This window comes from Spirosoma endophyticum, from assembly GCF_900112365.1.
Classification (GTDB): Bacteria; Bacteroidota; Bacteroidia; order Cytophagales; family Spirosomataceae; genus Spirosoma; species Spirosoma endophyticum.
In genome coordinates, this window is the sequence record NZ_FOLQ01000001.1 from 712,328 (window position 1) to 731,166 (window position 18,839).

General features: G+C 49.1%; 15 protein-coding genes. 10 read left to right on the forward strand and 5 right to left on the reverse strand.

All coding sequences use genetic code 11. The annotated features are described in order from the left end of the window. Positions 1 to 7 precede the first annotated feature (7 nt). From BM202_RS02745 to BM202_RS02775, 7 genes are all read left to right on the forward strand, one after another. Positions 8 to 2,998, forward strand: coding sequence for a SusC/RagA family TonB-linked outer membrane protein (locus tag BM202_RS02745; RefSeq protein WP_093822918.1), 2,991 nt, complete (start codon positions 8 to 10; stop codon positions 2,996 to 2,998). A 15-nt stretch (positions 2,999 to 3,013) separates the two neighbouring features. Beyond that, a complete protein-coding gene (locus BM202_RS02750) occupies positions 3,014 to 4,486 on the forward strand; it encodes a RagB/SusD family nutrient uptake outer membrane protein (RefSeq protein ID WP_093822919.1) in 1,473 nt (490 codons plus the stop codon). A 171-nt stretch (positions 4,487 to 4,657) separates the two neighbouring features. Next, positions 4,658 to 5,632: a hypothetical protein gene (locus tag BM202_RS02755; protein ID WP_093822920.1), complete on the forward strand. Its 975-nt coding sequence runs from the start codon at positions 4,658 to 4,660 to the stop codon at positions 5,630 to 5,632. Between the two features lie 39 nt (positions 5,633 to 5,671). Further along, positions 5,672 to 7,909, forward strand: coding sequence for an outer membrane protein assembly factor BamB family protein (locus BM202_RS02760; protein ID WP_093822921.1), 2,238 nt, complete (start codon positions 5,672 to 5,674; stop codon positions 7,907 to 7,909). 25 nt (positions 7,910 to 7,934) lie between these two features. Beyond that, the gene (locus BM202_RS02765) at positions 7,935 to 8,942 is read left to right on the forward strand and encodes a 2-dehydro-3-deoxygalactonokinase (protein ID WP_093822922.1); all 1,008 of its coding nucleotides are present in this window, start codon (positions 7,935 to 7,937) and stop codon (positions 8,940 to 8,942) included. Between the two features lie 5 nt (positions 8,943 to 8,947). After that, on the forward strand, positions 8,948 to 9,592 hold the full coding sequence (locus BM202_RS02770) for a bifunctional 4-hydroxy-2-oxoglutarate aldolase/2-dehydro-3-deoxy-phosphogluconate aldolase (RefSeq protein ID WP_093822923.1): 645 nt from the start codon (positions 8,948 to 8,950) through the stop codon (positions 9,590 to 9,592). Between the two features lie 53 nt (positions 9,593 to 9,645). Beyond that, a complete protein-coding gene (locus BM202_RS02775) occupies positions 9,646 to 10,983 on the forward strand; it encodes an MFS transporter (RefSeq protein WP_093822924.1) in 1,338 nt (445 codons plus the stop codon). A gap of 51 nt (positions 10,984 to 11,034) precedes the next feature. Here BM202_RS02775 and BM202_RS02780 read toward each other — a convergent pair whose 3' ends face one another. Continuing rightward, positions 11,035 to 12,915, reverse strand: a complete 1,881-nt coding sequence (locus BM202_RS02780; protein ID WP_093822925.1) for a monovalent cation:proton antiporter-2 (CPA2) family protein — start codon at positions 12,913 to 12,915, stop codon at positions 11,035 to 11,037. Beyond that, a complete protein-coding gene (locus BM202_RS02785) occupies positions 12,912 to 13,514 on the reverse strand; it encodes an NAD(P)H-dependent oxidoreductase (RefSeq protein ID WP_093822926.1) in 603 nt (200 codons plus the stop codon). Before BM202_RS02785 ends, BM202_RS02780 begins: the two co-directional genes overlap by 4 nt. Before the next feature lie 485 nt (positions 13,515 to 13,999). Between BM202_RS02785 and BM202_RS02790 the strand changes: the two genes are divergently transcribed. Further along, positions 14,000 to 14,401, forward strand: a complete 402-nt coding sequence (locus tag BM202_RS02790; protein WP_093822927.1) for a hypothetical protein — start codon at positions 14,000 to 14,002, stop codon at positions 14,399 to 14,401. A gap of 85 nt (positions 14,402 to 14,486) precedes the next feature. On the opposite strand, the gene BM202_RS02795 is transcribed toward BM202_RS02790, so the two are convergent. Beyond that, complete coding sequence (locus tag BM202_RS02795; protein WP_093822928.1) at positions 14,487 to 14,939, reverse strand: FKBP-type peptidyl-prolyl cis-trans isomerase; 453 nt, start codon at positions 14,937 to 14,939, stop codon at positions 14,487 to 14,489. Between the two features lie 207 nt (positions 14,940 to 15,146). Then, a complete protein-coding gene (locus BM202_RS02800) occupies positions 15,147 to 16,133 on the reverse strand; it encodes a sugar phosphate isomerase/epimerase family protein (RefSeq protein WP_093822929.1) in 987 nt (328 codons plus the stop codon). 198 nt (positions 16,134 to 16,331) lie between these two features. Here BM202_RS02800 and BM202_RS02805 point away from each other — a divergent pair, with 198 nt between their 5' ends. Both BM202_RS02805 and BM202_RS02810 read left to right on the forward strand, forming a co-directional pair. After that, the gene (locus tag BM202_RS02805; protein WP_093822930.1) at positions 16,332 to 16,700 is read left to right on the forward strand and encodes a PadR family transcriptional regulator; all 369 of its coding nucleotides are present in this window, start codon (positions 16,332 to 16,334) and stop codon (positions 16,698 to 16,700) included. A 37-nt stretch (positions 16,701 to 16,737) separates the two neighbouring features. After that, positions 16,738 to 17,262 carry a hypothetical protein gene (locus BM202_RS02810; protein WP_093822931.1) on the forward strand — a complete coding sequence of 175 codons (525 nt, stop codon included), beginning with the start codon at positions 16,738 to 16,740 and terminating at the stop codon, positions 17,260 to 17,262. 51 nt (positions 17,263 to 17,313) lie between these two features. Here the strand turns inward: BM202_RS02810 and proS are convergent, their stop codons facing one another. Further along, a complete protein-coding gene (proS, locus tag BM202_RS02815) occupies positions 17,314 to 18,786 on the reverse strand; it encodes a proline--tRNA ligase (protein WP_093822932.1) in 1,473 nt (490 codons plus the stop codon). Positions 18,787 to 18,839 lie beyond the last annotated feature (53 nt).

The following is an 18,839-nucleotide window of genomic DNA, read 5'->3' on the forward strand; positions in this document are numbered from 1 at the left end:
TATAATCATGAAGAAAACTGTAAAACTATGGGTTTTACTGCTGCTTCTGGGGCAAAGCTACGCCTTCGCTCAGAATGCCAGAGTGACCGGTAAAGTTACCGGTCCCGACAACCAGGGGTTGCCTGGTGTCAACGTTCAGGTGAGTGGTACAACGACTGGTACCTCCAGCGATGCAGCGGGTAATTTCGCTATTAATGCGGCCAGTACAGCGTCACTCGTATTTTCGAACATTGGGTACGTTGGTCAGACAGTTCCCATCAATGGCCGTTCGGTGATCAATATCCAGATGGCCGAAGACCAGAAAACACTGAGCGAAGTGGTGGTGGTTGGGTACGGTACGCAGCGCAAAGTCGACGTAACGGGGGCCTTAACAGCCATTTCCACCAAAGAATTTGCCCAGCAACCTATTACGCGCCTGGATCAGGTATTGCAGGGTCGTGCTGCGGGCGTACAGGTAACCCAGACAAATGGCGCACCGGGTGGCGATGCCCGGATCAGAATCAGAGGAGCCAACTCCGTATTGGGTAGTAACAACCCACTGTATGTAGTGGACGGATTCCTGGGCGCTGATTTTAACTTCGTAAACCCGAGTGACATTGAGACCATTCAGATTTTGAAAGATGCGGCTTCAACCTCCATTTACGGGAGTCGCGGGGCAAATGGCGTCGTGATCATTACGACCAAGAAAGGAGCAAAAGGGCTTAAAGTCAATTACGAAGGGCAATTCAGTACGTCGGAAGTTATCAAAAAATATGACGTATTACCAGCTGGCGAATTTGCCGAAATCGTCAATGCCCGCTCCACCGCCGTCGGTACAGGTTTACCATTTACCAGTGACCAGATTGCACAGTTCAAACAAAATGGCGGTACCGACTGGCAGAGCCTGGTATTCCGGAATGGTAGTGGTCAGCAACACCAGATTACCCTCTCGGGTGGTGGCGATAAAACGACCTTTCTGGTATCGGGCAACTACTTAAACCAGAATGGTATCGTCAACAATAGTGGTTTTAAACGGTATAACCTGCGTACCAATATAAATACCCAGATCAACGATAAGCTTTCCTTTCGGTTGAATCTATGGGGGACGCAGTCAAAAAACCACAACACGCTAGACGGGGGCGCCATCGTTCAGGCACTGGCCTGGGCACCGACAACACCTGCCTACGGTGCCGATGGCCAGCCGACGTTTACTGACCCGATTGGTTCTGTTTATCGCAATCCGCTGGATTACCTGTACGATCAATCAGTCGATGCGAACCGGAGCGGTCTTAACATCAATGGTGGGATAAATTATAAACTTCCCATCAAAGGGCTATCGGTCGATTTGCAGTACGCGGTCAATTACCTGAATGCGCAAAACCTGAATTTGAACGGTAAGCGACTCTCGAACAACGTACCAACGGCTAGCCGATATTCGTCGGAGCAGTTGACACTGCAAAACACGAATAACCTGAATTACGACGTAAAAATTGGCGATCATTCGATCAACGCCGTTGCTGTTCTGGAAACGCAGCAGTTCACGGATCGTAACTTTACTGCGAGTGCATCGGGATTACGGTTTCCGCAATTAGGCTACGACAATCTGGGACTTAATACCGCGGCTACAGTCGCATCGGGTTATCAGAAATGGACAATCTTTTCGTTGCTGGGTCGTGTCAACTACGGCTACAAAGACAAATATCTGGTGACGGCGGCCGTCCGTCGGGATGGGTCTTCGAAATTTGCCACCGGCAACAAATACAGCGTTTTCCCATCTGTAGCAGTAGGCTGGCGATTATCGGAAGAGGAGTTCATAAAAAAACTTAACGTATTCAGCAACCTGAAACTGCGCGGAAGCTGGGGTATGACGGGTAGCCAGGCAGCTCCTGCCTATTCTACCATATCGACATATGGTACGGCCCAGGTCGCCTACAATAACTCCGCGGCTACAGCGGGCGTAATTCTGGGGAATCCAGGAAATCCAGACCTCAAGTGGGAAACAACCAAGCAGGTCGATGTAGGTCTTGAAGCCGAATTCCTGAACGGTCGGTTGCACATTGAAGCGGATTATTTCAAGAAAAACACGTCCGACCTGCTTCTGAACGTAGCAATTCCAAGCTATGCCGGTGGTGGTACACAAAACCGGAATGTGGGTGAAATCGAAAACAAGGGCTTTGAATTTTCGATCGGCGGCACTCCTCTGATATCCGGCAGTTTCCGTTGGGAGACGAATCTGAACTTCTCGACCTTACAGAATAAAGTGCTTAATCTGGGAAATTATCCAAGACTGGGTACAGGTACGGGCGTCGGCGGAGGCATGTCCACGACCAACGAGTTCATGCTGATACCAGGGGAGCCACTGGGTTCTTATTGGGGCCTGAATTATCTGGGAACCTGGAAACCAGGTGAAGCCGATGCGGCAGCCAAGCAGGGTCGCGTACCGGGCGATCCGCATTATCAGGATCTTAACGGCGACAACACCATCACAACGGATGATTTTCAGATTATTGGCCGGGCGTTTCCAAAAGCAACGGGTGGCTGGAACAACACCTTTTCGTACAAAGGGCTGACGTTGAACGTATTCTTTAACGGTGTGTTCGGTGTCGACAAACTCAATTACACCCGGGCAGCCGCCATGTCGGGGGCGGGTGATGCCCGGCAGTTCATTCTGTCTGAGATTCGCGATTACAACCGACCCGGCAACGAATCGTCTAACGTACCAGCCTTTACGAAAACGTATCAGCCCTTCACGCAGTCGAGCCGCTTCATCGAAGATGGTAGCTTCATTCGGTTGAAAAACGTGAGTCTGTCATACAACGTACCAACAAGTTTCCTTAAAAACAAAGCCAACATCCGGGTATTTGCCAGCGCTACGAACCTGTTGACGATCACGAAATACAAAGGTCCAGATCCAGAATCGGCCAGGGTTGGTTCGGGCACAGATAGCGCCATCGGTATCGATTACGGTTCCTATCCAAATGCCAAACAATACACACTCGGTATAAACCTGGGCTTCTAAACTCCTTCATAAATCATGAAAAAATTACTCATAATTGGCATGGCGGCTATGCTCACGGCAGGCTGCAAAGGGTACCTTGAAGAAGATACAACCGGGCTCTTGTACGGCGGCAACGTTCTTTCGACGCAGGACGGATTAGAGTCAGCCCTGACCGGAGCCTATCGGGGTCTGGGCAACCAGTGGACATATGGTTTCCTGCACCCATCAGCCAATGCCGCCGTGCTGGGTGCCGACGACGTAACGACCCATCCTGCCAGTAACAAAGCGGACTGGCGCGAATTTGACCAGTTTAACGTATCGACTACAAACCAGCGCTCGGGAGCTGTGTACAACGGATGTTACAAAGCGATTCAGGGGGCCAACAACGTCATTAATAACTATGCGAAAACGGTTGGCACGAAAGCAACGATCGACATTATTGCGGGTGAAGCCTTCTTCATTCGTGGGTTCTCTTACTATTGGCTGACCCGCTTTTATGGCAATATTCCGCTGGTTACAGCCGGTGAATATTCAGCCGATCTGTTGACCATTAAGAAATCGACACCCGCCGAAGTATACGCGTTAATTGTTGAGGATTTGAAGAAAGCCGAAACCATGCTGCCCAACGCCCGACGCGATCCGGGTCGACCCAACGCAGGATCGGCAAAAGCGTTTCTAGCCGACGTATATCTAACGATGGCAGGCTGGCCGCTGAAGCAAACCGATAAGTATGATCTCGCTGCGGCTAAGGCCAAAGAAGTAATCGATAACCGTGCTACGTATGGTTTCGCCTTGATGCCAACGTTTGCCGAGGTATTCGCTAACGACCCGGCGGTGGCTATTATTCCGGAATCGGTGTTTCAGATCAACGGGTTTACGGGCGGCAGCGGTACGGCCAACGCTACGTATGGCAACACCACCATGCCCGGTGAAGAAGGAGGCTGGGACGACATGTTTGCCGAGCTTAATTTCTTCAAAAATTTCCCCGCTGGTCCTCGCAAAAACGCTACGTTCCGCACAGCTTTCGGTTTGGGGGCAACTACCATTCCCTGGCAGCAAAGCCTGACGAAACACCCATATTACCAGAAATGGTACATCAAGGGCAACATCGTTACATCCAGTATTTCGCTGCCTACCGTCATGATGCGCTACCCGCACGTTCTGACCGTCTATGCAGAAGCCAAGGCACGTGGCACCGGTGGTCCCGATCAGGCTGCGTATGATGCCCTAAATGCAGTTCGGTCACGGGGTTTGTCTTCGGGAGCCAAAGCCCTTACACCGGGCGACGGCCTCACAGCGGCTCAATTTGCTGACGCTGTCGTGCAGGAACGCGCCTGGGAATTTGCCTGCGAACGTACGCGCTGGTTCGATCTGGTTCGTCTGGAGCAAGTAGAAGCCGCCAATGCCGCCAAAAGCCCCGAGGATCTGCAACCGATCAAGCCGATCACCAAGGCAAATTACTGGTTTACACTGCCATATACCGACACGTCGATTAATCCGAATTTGTAGGTGAATTGACCCCACCCCAACCCTCCCCTAAAAACCAGGGGAGGGAGCTGGCTAACTCTAATAATTGACTCTTGTATATTCGAGAACTCACCCCTCCCCTTAGTTCAAGCCGGGCGGCCGGTGCCGGGAGGGGCTGGGGGTGGGGTAAATTCACATAAAACTCTTACCACATTGAAAAAGGCAATTATCGCAACAGTCGCATTTTTCGGGTTAGGTGCCGCGACCTTACCACTGGCCGACTTTCCACAGGCGGAGTTAACCAATGGCGTTATCCAGACATCATTATACTTACCCGATGCATCGAGCGGCTACTACCAGGGCACTCGCTTCGACTGGTCGGGAGCGTTTAAAAATTTGACGTACAAAGGCCATAGTTTCATCGAACCCTGGTTTGAAAACTACGACCCAAAAATGCATGATGCGATCAGTGGACCCGTAGAAGAATTTACGCCACTGGGTTATACCGATGCCAAGCCGGGCGATACATTCGTGAAGATTGGCGTAGGTACGCTCCGTAAACCCGATGATAAAAACTATGCTTTTGCCAAGTATTACGACGTAGTGGATCAGGGAAAATGGACCATAAAAAAACACAAAGACCACCTCGACTTTACCCACGAGTTAACCAGCTCAACGGGCTATGCATATCGCTACACAAAAACCGTTCGGCTAACCAAGGGCAAGCCCGAACTGGTGCTGGAACATAGCCTGAAAAACATCGGCAAACTGCCCATCGAGACAAGTACCTACGATCATAACTTCTTCATCATCGACAAACAACCCACCGGCCCAACCGTAAACATTGAGTTCCCATACGAGATAAAGGCCGAGGGGAAAGGATTCGGCACAACCATTCTGCCACAAGGAAATCGTCTGGTTTATTCACGGGATTTAGAGAAAAAAGAACAGGTCTACACGGCCAGCCTGACAGGGTATGATGCTACGTCCAAGGGCTACGACATCCGCATCGAAAACCAGAAAACAGGCGCGGGCGTACACATCACGGGCAATCAGCCGCTGGAAAAAATAGTCTATTGGGCCTGCGCCACTACGTCCTGTCCGGAACCTTATATCCATCTGACAGCGGCTCCTGGCCAGGAAGTGAAGTGGAAAATAGCGTATGAATTTTACGAAAAAACGAAATAATTACTGCCCTACTTAACCTATACCTAACTCAACTTTCCAATGAATTTCTTATTAAAATCCTCCATCGGAATTCTGGTTCTGGGAGGCTTCCTGTCCGCAAACTGGGCTGAAAACGTAGCTAATCCACAAGTACCAGCGGATGACTGGCCGACGTACGGTGGCAATAATGCCGGTAATCGGTACTCACGGTTGACGCAGATCAATACGCAGAACGTAAGGAATCTGACCCTTGCCTGGACCTACGAAACAGGCGACAATGCCACTGCCGGACAGCGCGGTATGGACATTCAATGCCAGCCAATTGTTGTAAAAGGGGTGCTTTACGGCACGTCGCCCCGCATGAAACTCTTTGCCGTTGATGCTGCGACAGGTAAACAGCACTGGCAATTTGACCCCTTCGCCAATCCCGAAAAAAGGCCCCGGTTTCATCCGGTCCGTGGGGTTGTATACTGGGAAGATGGCGAGGACAAACGTATATTATATTCAGTTGGCTCATTTCTCTACGCCATCAATGCTTCGACGGGTAAGCTGATCGAGAGTTTCGGCAAAAACGGCGAAGTCGATCTGCACGAAGGACTCGGCGACAAAGAAACCATCGGGCACGATCTGGCAAACTTCTCGATACGTGTCACGACACCTGGTGTTATTTACAAAGATTTACTGATCACGGGCTCAGCCGTAAACGAAGGTGGCGACGCTCCTCCGGGCTACATTCGGGCCTTTAACGTGCGTACCGGCAAGCTGGCTTGGGTATTCCACACCATTCCGTTGCCGGGTGAATTTGGCTACGAAACCTGGGCAAAAGACTCATACAAAAAATTAGGCGGAGCCAACTGCTGGGCCGGTATGGTCATCGACGAAAAGCGCGGAATGGTCTACGCAGGCACGGGCTCGCCCTCGGTTGATTTCTACGGCGGTGCCCGGGAAGGGCAAAATCTGTTTGCCAATTGCGTCATCGCTTTGAACGCCGAAACGGGGAAACGAGTATGGCACTTCCAAACCGTGCACCACGACCTATGGGACCGCGACCTGCCCTGCCCACCCAACCTGATTACGGTTAAACACAATGGAAAAATGGTCGATGCGGTAGCGCAGGCGACCAAAGACGGCTACGTATTTGTGTTTGATCGTGATACGGGGAAGCCATTATTTCCGGTAAACGAAGTACGCGTTCCCACCTCCCCGGCGCTGCCCGGCGAAAAACCCTGGCCCACGCAGCCGGTGCCAACTAAACCTGCGCCTTTTGTTCGGCAGGAATTAACGGAGGCAGAAATCACGACCCGCACACCTGAAGCCCACGCTTTCGTATTGGATCGGTACAAAAACAGCCGACACGGAAGCAAATACATGCCCCCCAGCGAAGAAGGCACGTTGTATTATGGCTTTGGTGGTGGTGCCGAATGGGGAGGCAATGCGGCCGATCCGGAAGGCATTTTGTACCAGAACGCTAACACCATGTTGTGGTGGCTGAAGATGCGGGACAGCCGGATGCAGGAAAAGAACGTAGCAATGACACGTGGTTCGTCGCTCTTTAACACCAACTGTTCGGTATGCCACGGCATGAGCGGTAAAGGAAGTGTTGAGGCCAAAGCGAGCGCGTCGGCAGCGCAGGCGTATCCTGACCTGACCGATGTGGGCAAACGGCTGGACCGCGAGCAGATCAACACCATTCTGGCAACCGGCCGCGGTCGAATGCCGTCATTCGGACACTTGTCCAAAGAAGATCGTGACGCCATCGTCAACTTTTTATTGAAGACGGAAACGAAACCTGCCAGTACGACTGCAGCGCCGGACATTCATAGCTCGGTTGTTACGTCGCCCGTGGCCGAAGGAGCTGACTTTCCGTACATGCCGCCCTACCTGAACAATGGGAATACGCAGTTCCGGGATCAGGATAATTATCCGGCCATAAAACCGCCCTGGGGGACCCTGAACGCCATTGACCTGAACACCGGCGAATACCTCTGGCAGGTGCCACTGGGCGAATACCCGGACCTGATCAAACAAGGGCTGCCACCCACGGGCACAGAAAACCATGGTGGCCCAATTGTAACGGCAGGCGGTCTGGTTTTCATTGCCGCCACCTATGATGAGAAACTTCGTGCCTTTGACAAAAAAACGGGTAAAATCGTGTGGGAATATAAGTTGCCCGCCGGTGGATTTGCCACGCCCATTACGTATATGGTCAATGGAAAGCAGTATATCGTAATTGCCGCGGGCGGTACTCGATATGGCTTGAAGCCAGGTGGTTCTTATGTTGCCTTTGCATTGCCGTAAGTAGTACTAGAAAACGATAGAAATCATGAAAAACTATCTGTTAGGTTGCGACTGGGGTACGTCCTCTTTTCGGCTACGACTTATAAACAGTACTGATATCCAACTTATTGGAGAAATTACCTCGCAGGAAGGGATTGCCAATACGTTCACCTCCTGGAAGGCCAATGGCGAACCGAAAGGAATTTCCAGAGAGCAGTTTTTTCGGGTACAGCTACAGCGGCAAATTAATCTGCTGGCGAAGCAATTAACCATCAATCTGGATGATATTCCAGTTGTCATTTCCGGGATGGCCTCCTCCTCCATTGGTATGGACGAAGTGCCGTATGCTACGTTGCCATTCCCGGTTGATGGCAGCCTGGCCAGCATCAAGCGTCTGGAGACGCAGGTTGATTTTGCGCACGACATTATACTCATATCAGGTGTCAGAACGGAGCACGACGTTATGCGCGGAGAGGAGACTCAATTAATTGGCTTACTCGCCTTACTGGACACCCTGCATGTTGATAGCGAAGAGTCGATTTTGATATTTCCGGGTACGCATTCGAAACATATATACATCCAGAATCAGCAGGTAGTCGACTTTCAAACGTTTATGACGGGCGAAGTATTTAACCTCATGTCGCACTATAGCATTTTAAAAGATTCTGTAGAATCCAACGGGTTGACTGTTTTCGAAGAACGTGAATTAGATGCTTTTAAAAGTGGTATCAATCAATCGCATGATTCCTCAATTCTCAATAGCTTATTCAGGGTCAGGACGAATCAATTATTCAATCAATTAACCAAGCGACAGAATGCGCTTTATTTGAGTGGTTTGTTGATTGGCAATGAGCTTAAATCACTCATAAATCAGCCGACCTGGCAATTGATTTTGTGTAGTGGAAATAATCTATACGAACTGTACAAATTGGCGATGGAAGAACTTCATTTATCGGAACGGACAATTACTATTTCGGCCGATTTAATTGATAAGGCAACGATCGCTGGACAAGTAAAAATAGCGCAGAACCAGCTATTACCATTAAGCAAATAAACAGTATGGCACAAAACGCATTTTCCTGGGAGTTGTTTTCAAAAGCGCCAATTGTCGGTATTATCAGGGGTTTATCGGCTGATGTAGTTAGCCAGATTCTTCCCATCTATCGGGAAGCCGGTCTGACGACCATCGAGATAACCATGAATACACCGGGCGCAGAAGCAATGATTCAACAGGCACTTGAAACGAACAGTGAAGGATTGAATATTGGGGCTGGCACGGTTTGTACAAAAGAGGATCTCGACCGGGCACTGGACGCTGGTGCACAGTTTATTGTCACGCCCATTATCAATAAAAAAGTTATTAAAGCCTGCGTGAAACGTAACGTGCCCATTTTTCCCGGTGCCTTTACACCCACCGAGATTTATAATGCCTGGTCATTAGGTGCTTCGATGGTGAAAGTTTACCCCGCTACGTCCCTGGGGCCCGACTATATTAAAGACCTGAAAGCGCCTATGAATCAGCTGAAAGTCATTCCAACGGGTGGCATTAGTCTCGATAATATGGCCGCTTATTTTAAAGCCGGTGCGAATGGTGTGGGCGTTGGTAGTCATCTGTTCGACAAGACGCTCATTCAACAAAAAAACTGGTCAGGCCTGAAAGACCATTTTCAGGAATACGTACAAAGAATGATGAATTATAAATGATGAATAGTTTTCCTTTCGGCGCATTTATAATTCATCATTTATAATTCTCTATCATGCTCAATTTCAAACTAAAAAATTACCGCTGGCTCATTGTTTTTCTATTATTTGCCGCAACGACAATCAATTACCTTGACCGGCAAATAATAGGTTTATTAAAGCCAATTCTGGAAAAAGAATTTAACTGGAGTGAAACCGATTTTGCGCACATCGTCATGGCGTTTACGGCAGCGTATGCCGTTGGTCTTTTAGGGTTTGGCTGGATCATTGACAAAATAGGCACGAAAGCGGGCTATTCCATTACCATAATTATCTGGAGCATTGCGGGTATGCTTCATGCCGTTGCCCGAAGCGTTACGGGCTTTAGCCTGGCACGTATTGGATTAGGCATTGGTGAAGCCGGAAATTACCCCGCTGCGGTGAAAACGGTGGCCGAATGGTTTCCTAAAAAAGAGCGTGGGCTGGCAACGGGTTTATTTAATGCAGGCACCAGTATTGGGGTAGTTGTAGCCGTAATTATTGTGCCCTGGATTTTAAATCATTTCGGTTGGCACGAAGTTTTCTGGATCACGGGAGCATTAGGTTTTGTGTGGCTAATTTTCTGGCTGATCTTTTACGAAATTCCGACCAAACAGACGCGTTTAACTGCCGAAGAGCAACACTACATTATCAGTGGCCAGGAGGAAACAAGTGGTGAAGCAGACGACAGACATTCGGTCAACTGGTTTAAATTATTTACCTATCCGCAAACCTGGGCGTACATTACGGGCAAAGGGTTAATTGACCCGATTTACTGGTTTTTTCTATTTTGGCTTCCCTCCTATTTTGCCACTACGTTTAACCTGGACTTAAAGAAACCAAGTTTCGAATTAATGCTAATTTATACGGCTACCACAATTGGTAGTATCGGCGGTGGGTATTTATCATCCTGGCTGATCAAGAACGGATGGCCGACGATTAAAGCCCGCAAAACGGTTTTGCTGGTATTTGCTACGTTAGAACTCTCGGTTATTCTGACTCAATTTGCCACCGACCGCTGGGTGGCTGTCGGGCTTATCAGTCTGGCCGTTGCCCTGCACCAGGCCTGGGCGACGAACGTCTTTACGCTGGCATCCGATATGTTCCCGAAGCAGGCCGTCAGTTCGGTCGTGGGCATTGGCGGCACGGCGGGTGCGGTAGGTGGTATTCTTTTTCCGATACTGGTCGGTAGTTTGCTCGATACGTATAAGGCTGCGGGGAATCTGGCGGGTGGCTACAATATATTATTTACCATTTGCGGATTTACCTATCTGGTGGCCTGGCTCATCATCCACCTGCTCACCCGGAACGCCAAACCGATCGATACAAATGAACTGACCGAAGTTAACGTAACACAGGCACCCGCGCAGGTCTAAAAACTACCAACTATTGGCGCTGTTTAAATTCCCAAAATGATCAGCCGATAACTATCGGCTGATCATTTCTTTTCGTAGCGACTCATTATCCCAGCCCTCATCGACTTCCCGAAGCCAGCGGTCGGTTTCGTCGGAACGTATCAGTTCTTCCAGTTCTTTGATTCGGCGTCGGGTTGTATCAAAGTACTGACTGCGATCTCCCCGGACACCGGCCTGTTCCTGCAAGGCGTCTTCGTCGTGCCGCCGGAACAACCGGGCCGAACGCTCCGCATAATACGCCCGGCCACCCAATAAACGCATGACATCAACTCCCGTTCGCAGGGACGTATCCAGGGTTTCGCGATAAATATGCTCAACACCCGCCCCCAGAAAATCGTAGGCATCCCCACGATCGTGTGCCCGTACGAAAATAGTTAGATTCGGGAAATGCTTCTTAACGGTCTTCACCAGCTCAAGCGATTTGTGGGCTGACTCCAAAGCGATTACGATGATTTTGGCTTCATGCGCGCCCGCCGAATGAAGCAGATCATACCGCGATGCATCCCCATAATACACCTTCAACCCGATTTTTCGCAGGATTTCCACGCGGTCAGCATCAAAATCCAGTACGGTTGTGCCGACGCCATTGGCGCGCAGAAAACGACCAACGACATTATTGAAATTATCAAATCCGGCAATAATAACCGGGTTCTTTTCTTCGATTTGATCAGCCTCTTTTTCGGGTTGTAGGCTTCGGGTGAGCCGGGGCAACAGCACCTTTTCGGTAAGCAGGAAAAGAATGGGCGTTAAGGCCATACTGATGGCGACCACCGCGGTCAGCACACCGGCAGTATAATCATTCAGGATGCCGTTTTGCTGCGTAAATGAAAGCAATACGAACGCAAACTCACCGACCTGTGAAAGACCTAATGCGAATATCAGGTTCTGATCTTTAGCGAGTTTGAAGCGGTTACCCAACACGCCCAGCACAATCGCCTTTATCGTCATCAAGCCCAAAACGAGCCCAACGATTAACAACGGATTATCGAGAATCAATGAAAAATCGACGGACGCGCCCACCGAAATGAAGAATAAGCCTAACAGCAATCCCCGAAATGGGCTGATATCGCTTTCCAGCTCGTGTTTATACTCGCTATTGGCCAATACAACGCCCGACACAAAAGCACCCAACGCCGGACTGAGTCCTACCGATTCCATTAACCAGGCAACTCCGCCAACCAGGAGAAAAGCGGAGGCAATGAATACTTCCCGCAAACCCGTACGGGCAATGGTGCGAAAAACCGGCCGCATGACGAACCGTCCCAGCAAAACGACTATTAGTACGGCACCAACGACCGCCAATGGCTGCACCCAGCTCGGCAAGCCACTTAACATTGACTCCGATTCAGCGCCCTCGCCAGCATGCTCTACAGGAAATGTAGCCAGCAGGGGCAGGATGGCCAGAATGGGAATAACGGCGATATCCTGAAATAATAAAACCGAGAACGTCGATTGGCCGGCAGGCGTTTGTATCAACCCTTTTTCGGTCATGGTTTGCAAGACAATCGCCGTTGACGACATAGCCATCACCATACCAATTGCCAGCGCTTCCTGCCACGGCAGTCCAACCAGAATCGCTCCGCCCCCAACAACCAGGGAGGTGAGTAACACCTGTAAACCGCCCAGCCCAACGACCGGCACCCGAAGTTTCCAGAGCAGTTCCGGTTCCAGCTCCAGACCCACCAGGAACAGCATAATCACTACGCCAAATTCAGCGACGTGCATGACCCCTTTTCCTTCTTCACCGATCAGCCCCAACACGGCAGGCCCGATCACCATACCTGCTATCAGGTAACCTAATACCGACCCTAGGCCTAAACGTTTGGCAATAGGCACGAATACGACTCCGGCGGCCAGATAGATAATCGCCTGTTCTAATACTAAATGGCTCATAATGAATAAGGTTGGGTTATTAAGTCGTTTGCATAGACCGATTGTTGCGCAAGGGTTATGTCAATATCATCGGCTGTCAGGCGTTGTACCAGCGTACGATATTGCAGCGCAGCAGCCAGCACTTCTTCATCCGTCATGCGGTGGGTTCCATGTACGGCAAAGGGAGGTAAATAGATCATTTTGCAGAGCGTGGCCGTTCGCTCAAAAGGTGTTAGAAACTGACGTACTGTGAACTGATGAAAGCCGGTTTCGGTATAGGCTTCCTGGGGTCCTCCAGATGTAAAAACATTCATCATCTTTTTGCCAACCAGGGCATTACCCTCCTTGCCGTACGCCCACCCATGTTCCAGCGTCAGGTCTTCCCACTGTTTGATAATGGCCGGAGCGCTGTACCAGTACATGGGGTGATGTAACAAAATATACTCATGCCGAAGGAGTAAATCCTGCTCGCGGTCGATGTCAATATCGAAATCTGGATATTGTTCGTAGAGGTCATTTACCGTCACCGAAGGCAAATCACGCACAGCGTCAATAAGCACTCGATTGGTTCTTGACTTTTCCAGAGCGGGATGGGCAAAATGAATCAGAACGTTGGACATAAGAACTGGTAGGACAAAATGCACGAAATGATCAGGCAGCCCAATTCATGATTTTGTGGCGTTGAGTTTTACTTATTTTATCGGGCGAAACTATAATAATACTAAATCTATTGCCAATAACACAGGCCGAAAGGCACAATTTTACTTTTTTAGTACTTTGTTAAGAATGATACGTGTACAGATCGTATCGGATAATCAACGGGCAGGTTAACTAAAGCATACCTCTTCCGGTTATCTTTTTGCTACCGTTCGGTCAATAGTTGACAGATTGTAACATTTCGTAACTTATATTACTTTCAGAAGTTGTATCCTATTTTTTAATTATCACTTACCACCAGGTCATTCACGAGTGTGACCTCTTCACCCCAATTATGTCAACATAAAAATTGCCGGAACTAAGCTTATCAGCCAGAAAGGCATCGTAACCTGAAACGCCACAGTTAAGCACTGATGCACGTATATATGTTTATACTCTGAACTCCGTTATGGAAGATTTCACTCCGGAACAAATTATTGGGATTACAAACAGCTACACAAATATGGCCCGTGCCCTGAATAAATTTCAGGTTATGCACTGGCCGGAACTAACCCTTGAGCAGCAATTAGACCTCAATGCCTATCAGAATAGCCTGCTTAATCGAGGCCAGGATATTTATACCAGAACGATTCGCCCCGCCTTTAAAAGTGCAAGTGAAATGTCGGCCATTATTCGGCATGCCACCGACGAAGCAACACTGAGTTTGCAACGGATGAACGATCCGGTCGTTGCTCTCAACATTGGCGCGATTACTGTTGCTCTGGCGTCTTACGTTTCCCGCTCTAATATGCGCGGCATTCAGACAGCCCTGCGGGAATTGGGCGATTTATTGAAAATGGAAGCAGAATAAGAGAAAGAAAGGGACAAAGGGGTTAAGTGCCTGGTTTAATACCATAGTACATTCTCCTTTTCGTCCCTCTCCTTTCTTCCTTTTTTTACAGTATCAATCCTGAAGGTGATTTCACGCCCACGAGTTCAATGGCAAACGTCAAATCCTGACCAGCTAGTGGGTGGTTTGCATCAAGTGTTACGTTCGTATCGGTAAGCTCACGAACAATAACCGGAATAGGCCGTGGATTGCCGTCTTCGTGCATATTGAGGGTCATGCCCAATTCAAGTGGAATATCATTGGGGATATCCTCACGGTTCAGCGTGAAAATCATGTCTTCATTTGCCGGTCCGTAAGCGTCTTCCACGGGAATGTTGATCGTCTTTTTTTCGCCCTGGTTCATTCCAGCAACGCCTTCATCGAAGCCTTTGATAACCTGTCCACTGCCAACTGTGAACTCCAGGGGAGTGCGGCCTTCCGATGAATCGAAGATTGTACCGTCTGTCAGGGTTCCGGTATAATGCACCTGAACGGTATCGCCAGATTTTGCTTGTGCCATAATGCTACGTGTTTTTTGCTAACGTGCCGTAAAAGTACCGGAACTTCCGGCAAGGTTGGAGCTACACGCTAACTTTTGACCAACTAGCTAGTAAGGTCAAAAGTTCACAATTCAGCATTTTCCAAGGCTATTAATGAGGCATTTTGCTGACTCTTTATCCAGCGTATTACCGGCATATGATACAAGATTTTGGTTACTAAATTTAGATTAAGCCAGCATTTTTTTCAAATTTTCATAACTGGTTGTGATGCTCTCGATGGGCTGGGCCGCCAAATCCTGTTCGACAAAAAAGTATTTTAAACCCGCTGTTTTAGCGGCAGCAAATGCCTTCTTAAAGTCCACGACGCCATTACCGACTTCTGTAATCGTCTTAAGATCGGCCTTTATGTCTTTGGTATGCCAGAGTGGAAAACGACCCGGATGCTCTTCAAATAATTTAACCGGATCTTTGCCCGCTTTGGTGGCCCAGGCCAGATCTAGTTCCATTTTGACCAAGTCTTTATCGGTCTGGGACAGGATCAAATCATACGGTGTTTTACCGCCCTCAACCGGATCAAATTCCGTAGCGTGATTATGGTACGCAAAGCCGATTCCTGCTTTTTTGCAGGCTTCGCCCGTTTTCTGAAATACCTCGATCGACTGCTTAATCTCATCAAGCGTCGCTACGGGCGTACTGGCACAAACCAGATACGTTAATCCGCCTTCGCCCGCTTCATCGACAAGTTGCTGGTAGTTGTCACGGAGGCTCAGCAATGGCGGCATTTTGGAAAAATCCATCGACGGACGTGGAGTTGCGCCAGCCTGCCCACCACCCGTTGTCCCCGTAGTGCTGCTCGGCGGAGTTGGTCTAGGCTTAAAGGGTGCGCCCATAGCATGGTGCGCCCGCCAGGTCATACCCAATCCTTCCACTAATGATTTAAACTCTTTTGCTTTATAACCGTAATAACCACCCCGCAAACTAAACGCCGATTCAATTTCTTTGTAGCCAACAGCCGCTACTTTTTCGAGCGTTCCCTTCGGATCGTCGCTCATAGGCTTAAAAAGTGTAAACAGCTGAAGGCCAATTGGAGGAGCAGCCACAGCTGGCAAGAGTGGGCTGCCGTTGGCCAATTGTGGCAACACAAGGCCGGGTATTGTCAGGCTGCCTAAAGTCAGCACTCCGGCATCCCGCAGGAATGAACGTCTGGTTTTCATAGGTATAGTTTAGTAATTTGAAACGTAAGACAGGTTTATCAAGGTCCTGCAATAAAATTCCTTCTGAGGGATTACTACGTCGAAAAAGTTGGACTAAGTAACAACTTTTCCTACCGTCAGCGAAAAATAAATTTTGAATGTATTAGAAGCTTATATATTATTACAGTAGTTTATACAACGTACTTGGCTTTATGCGATATGGAACCATCAGGTAATGAATTTCTGCGGGGTACCCTGAAAACAATTGTGTTGAAGCTCCTGTCCGAACAAGGTACGTCGGTGCCAAACCGGATGTATGGTTACGAAATTACGCAGGCCGTTAAAGAACGAACGAAGGGCGAAATTGTCCTGTCGTTTGGGGCGTTATATCCTATTCTGCACAAGCTGGAGCAGGAAGGTTTATTGACAACAGAAACCGAAGAAGTGGAAGGCCGACTACGTAAATATTACTCACTAACACCACAAGGTACCGAAACGGCTGTCCAGAAAGTCACTGATTTTGAACGCTTTATGGATACAATGCGTGGCTTGCTTCAACTACCCGCCACCTTAGCAACTGGTCACTGAGCCCTACTTAAATCAACCCATAAACCTATACAGAATCATGGAAAAACTCAGCCCGCAACAAATGGCGACGTTGCACAACCACCTGATTCATAGTGGCTCTAATGACGCCCTGGTCGACGAACTGTTAGATCATATTGCCTGCGAGGTAGAATATTACATCTATCTGGGACTACCGTTTGAAAAAGCGCTGAGCACGGTTCTGGAACAAGCTGATATAAAGGCAGTCCGGCATTTGCGTGATACGTATCAAACGGATATGGCTATGACAGACGAGCAGCTTCAACAGGCCAGTTTGGACGACATTGTGTTTGAGTTCCGCAATAAAGCCTACGGAGCTTATGACTTACGACAAGCGTACCGTACTACGTTGCGAAACGCCTTTATTATGGCCATTGGGTTATTTATGATGCTAATGGCTATGATGGACGGTATTAGCCGACGGAGCTGGTCGTACACCAGTCTGGCGGGCGTAGTCTGGCTAATTGGCCTCTCTGGTGTTACATTCGCCGTGTATAGCTGGTATATGCAACGCATGCGTCAGCAGCAGTTGTCTCTTAGGTAGCGCATTTTGACAATACTGAAATTAAAAAAGGCGGCCAGTTGGCCGCCTTTTTTAATAGGCCCGAGCGAATACGACCCGACCTGTTGAGGGTTTGCCGGAGAATATACAAACTCCTTCTTCGGCTTCCTGTTCAAACGGGATACAGCGAATTGTAGCTTTTGTGGCTTCTTTAATCGCTTCTTCGGTTTCGCTGGTGCCGTCCCAGTGAGCTAGCAGGAAGCCGCCTTTTTCGATCTGCTCCTGAAACTGCTCGAACGTATCGACCCGGAACATATTCGCCTGACGGAATGCCTTTGCCTTCTCGTATATCGTCTGCTGAATGTCATCCAGCAGATTTTTGATACGTTCCGTTAAGCCATCGAAGGACACGGTTTCTTTGGTCTTCAGATCACGACGGGCAATTTCAACCGTACCATTTTCCAGATCACGACCACCCATTGCCAGCCGAACGGGAACACCGCGAAGCTCGTATTCTGCAAATTTCCAGCCGGGTTTATTCGCGTCCGAATCATCGTATTTTACAGAGATTCCTGCTTTTTTCAGTTCCTGAACCAAGGGCTTAATCTTCGCCGAAAGCGCATCCAACTGTTCTTCGGTGCGATAGATTGGTACGATAACGACCTGAATCGGCGCCAGTTTCGGTGGCAACACCAGCCCATCGTCGTCGGAGTGAGCCATGATGAGAGCCCCCATCAATCGTGTGGAAACTCCCCACGATGTACCCCATACGTAGTCCAATTGATTCTGTTTATTCAGAAACTGCACATCAAACGCCTTCGCAAAATTCTGTCCCAGAAAATGTGAGGTACCGGCCTGAAGCGCTTTACCGTCCTGCATCATCGCTTCAATGCACAACGTATCTTCAGCCCCGGCAAAACGCTCATTTGCGGTTTTAGCGCCTTTTATAACAGGCACGGCCATCCATTCTTCGGCAAACTGTGCATATACGTCAAGCATCTGACGAGTTTCGGCCTGGGCTTCGTCGGACGTAGCGTGAGCCGTGTGGCCTTCCTGCCAGAGGAATTCGGTGGTGCGCAAAAAAATTCGGGTGCGCATTTCCCAGCGCACTACGTTGGCCCACTGATTGATAAGTAGTGGCAGATCCCGGTAGGACTGAATCCAGTTTTTATACGTACTCCAGATAACCGTTTCCGATGTTGGCCGCACGATCAGTTCTTCTTCCAGTTTTGCGTCTGGATCAACAATGATGCCCGAACCATCTTCGGCATTTTTCAGCCGGTAGTGCGTCACTACGGCACATTCTTTAGCAAAACCAGCCACGTGTGAGGCTTCTTTGCTTAGGAATGACTTGGGGATAAACAGCGGGAAATAGGCGTTACTATGCCCCGTTTCCTTGAACATATCGTCCAGTGCCCGCTGCATTTTTTCCCAGATCGAGAAGCCGTAAGGTTTGATGACCATACAGCCCCGTACCGCAGAATTTTCGGCCAGATCGGCTCGTTTAATTAACTCATTATACCACTCGGAGTAGTTTTCACTACGGGACGGAATCGCTTTTGCCATGCGTAAGTAAGTCGTCAATTATAGTCGGCAGCGGATAGTCAAGAGTAACGGAG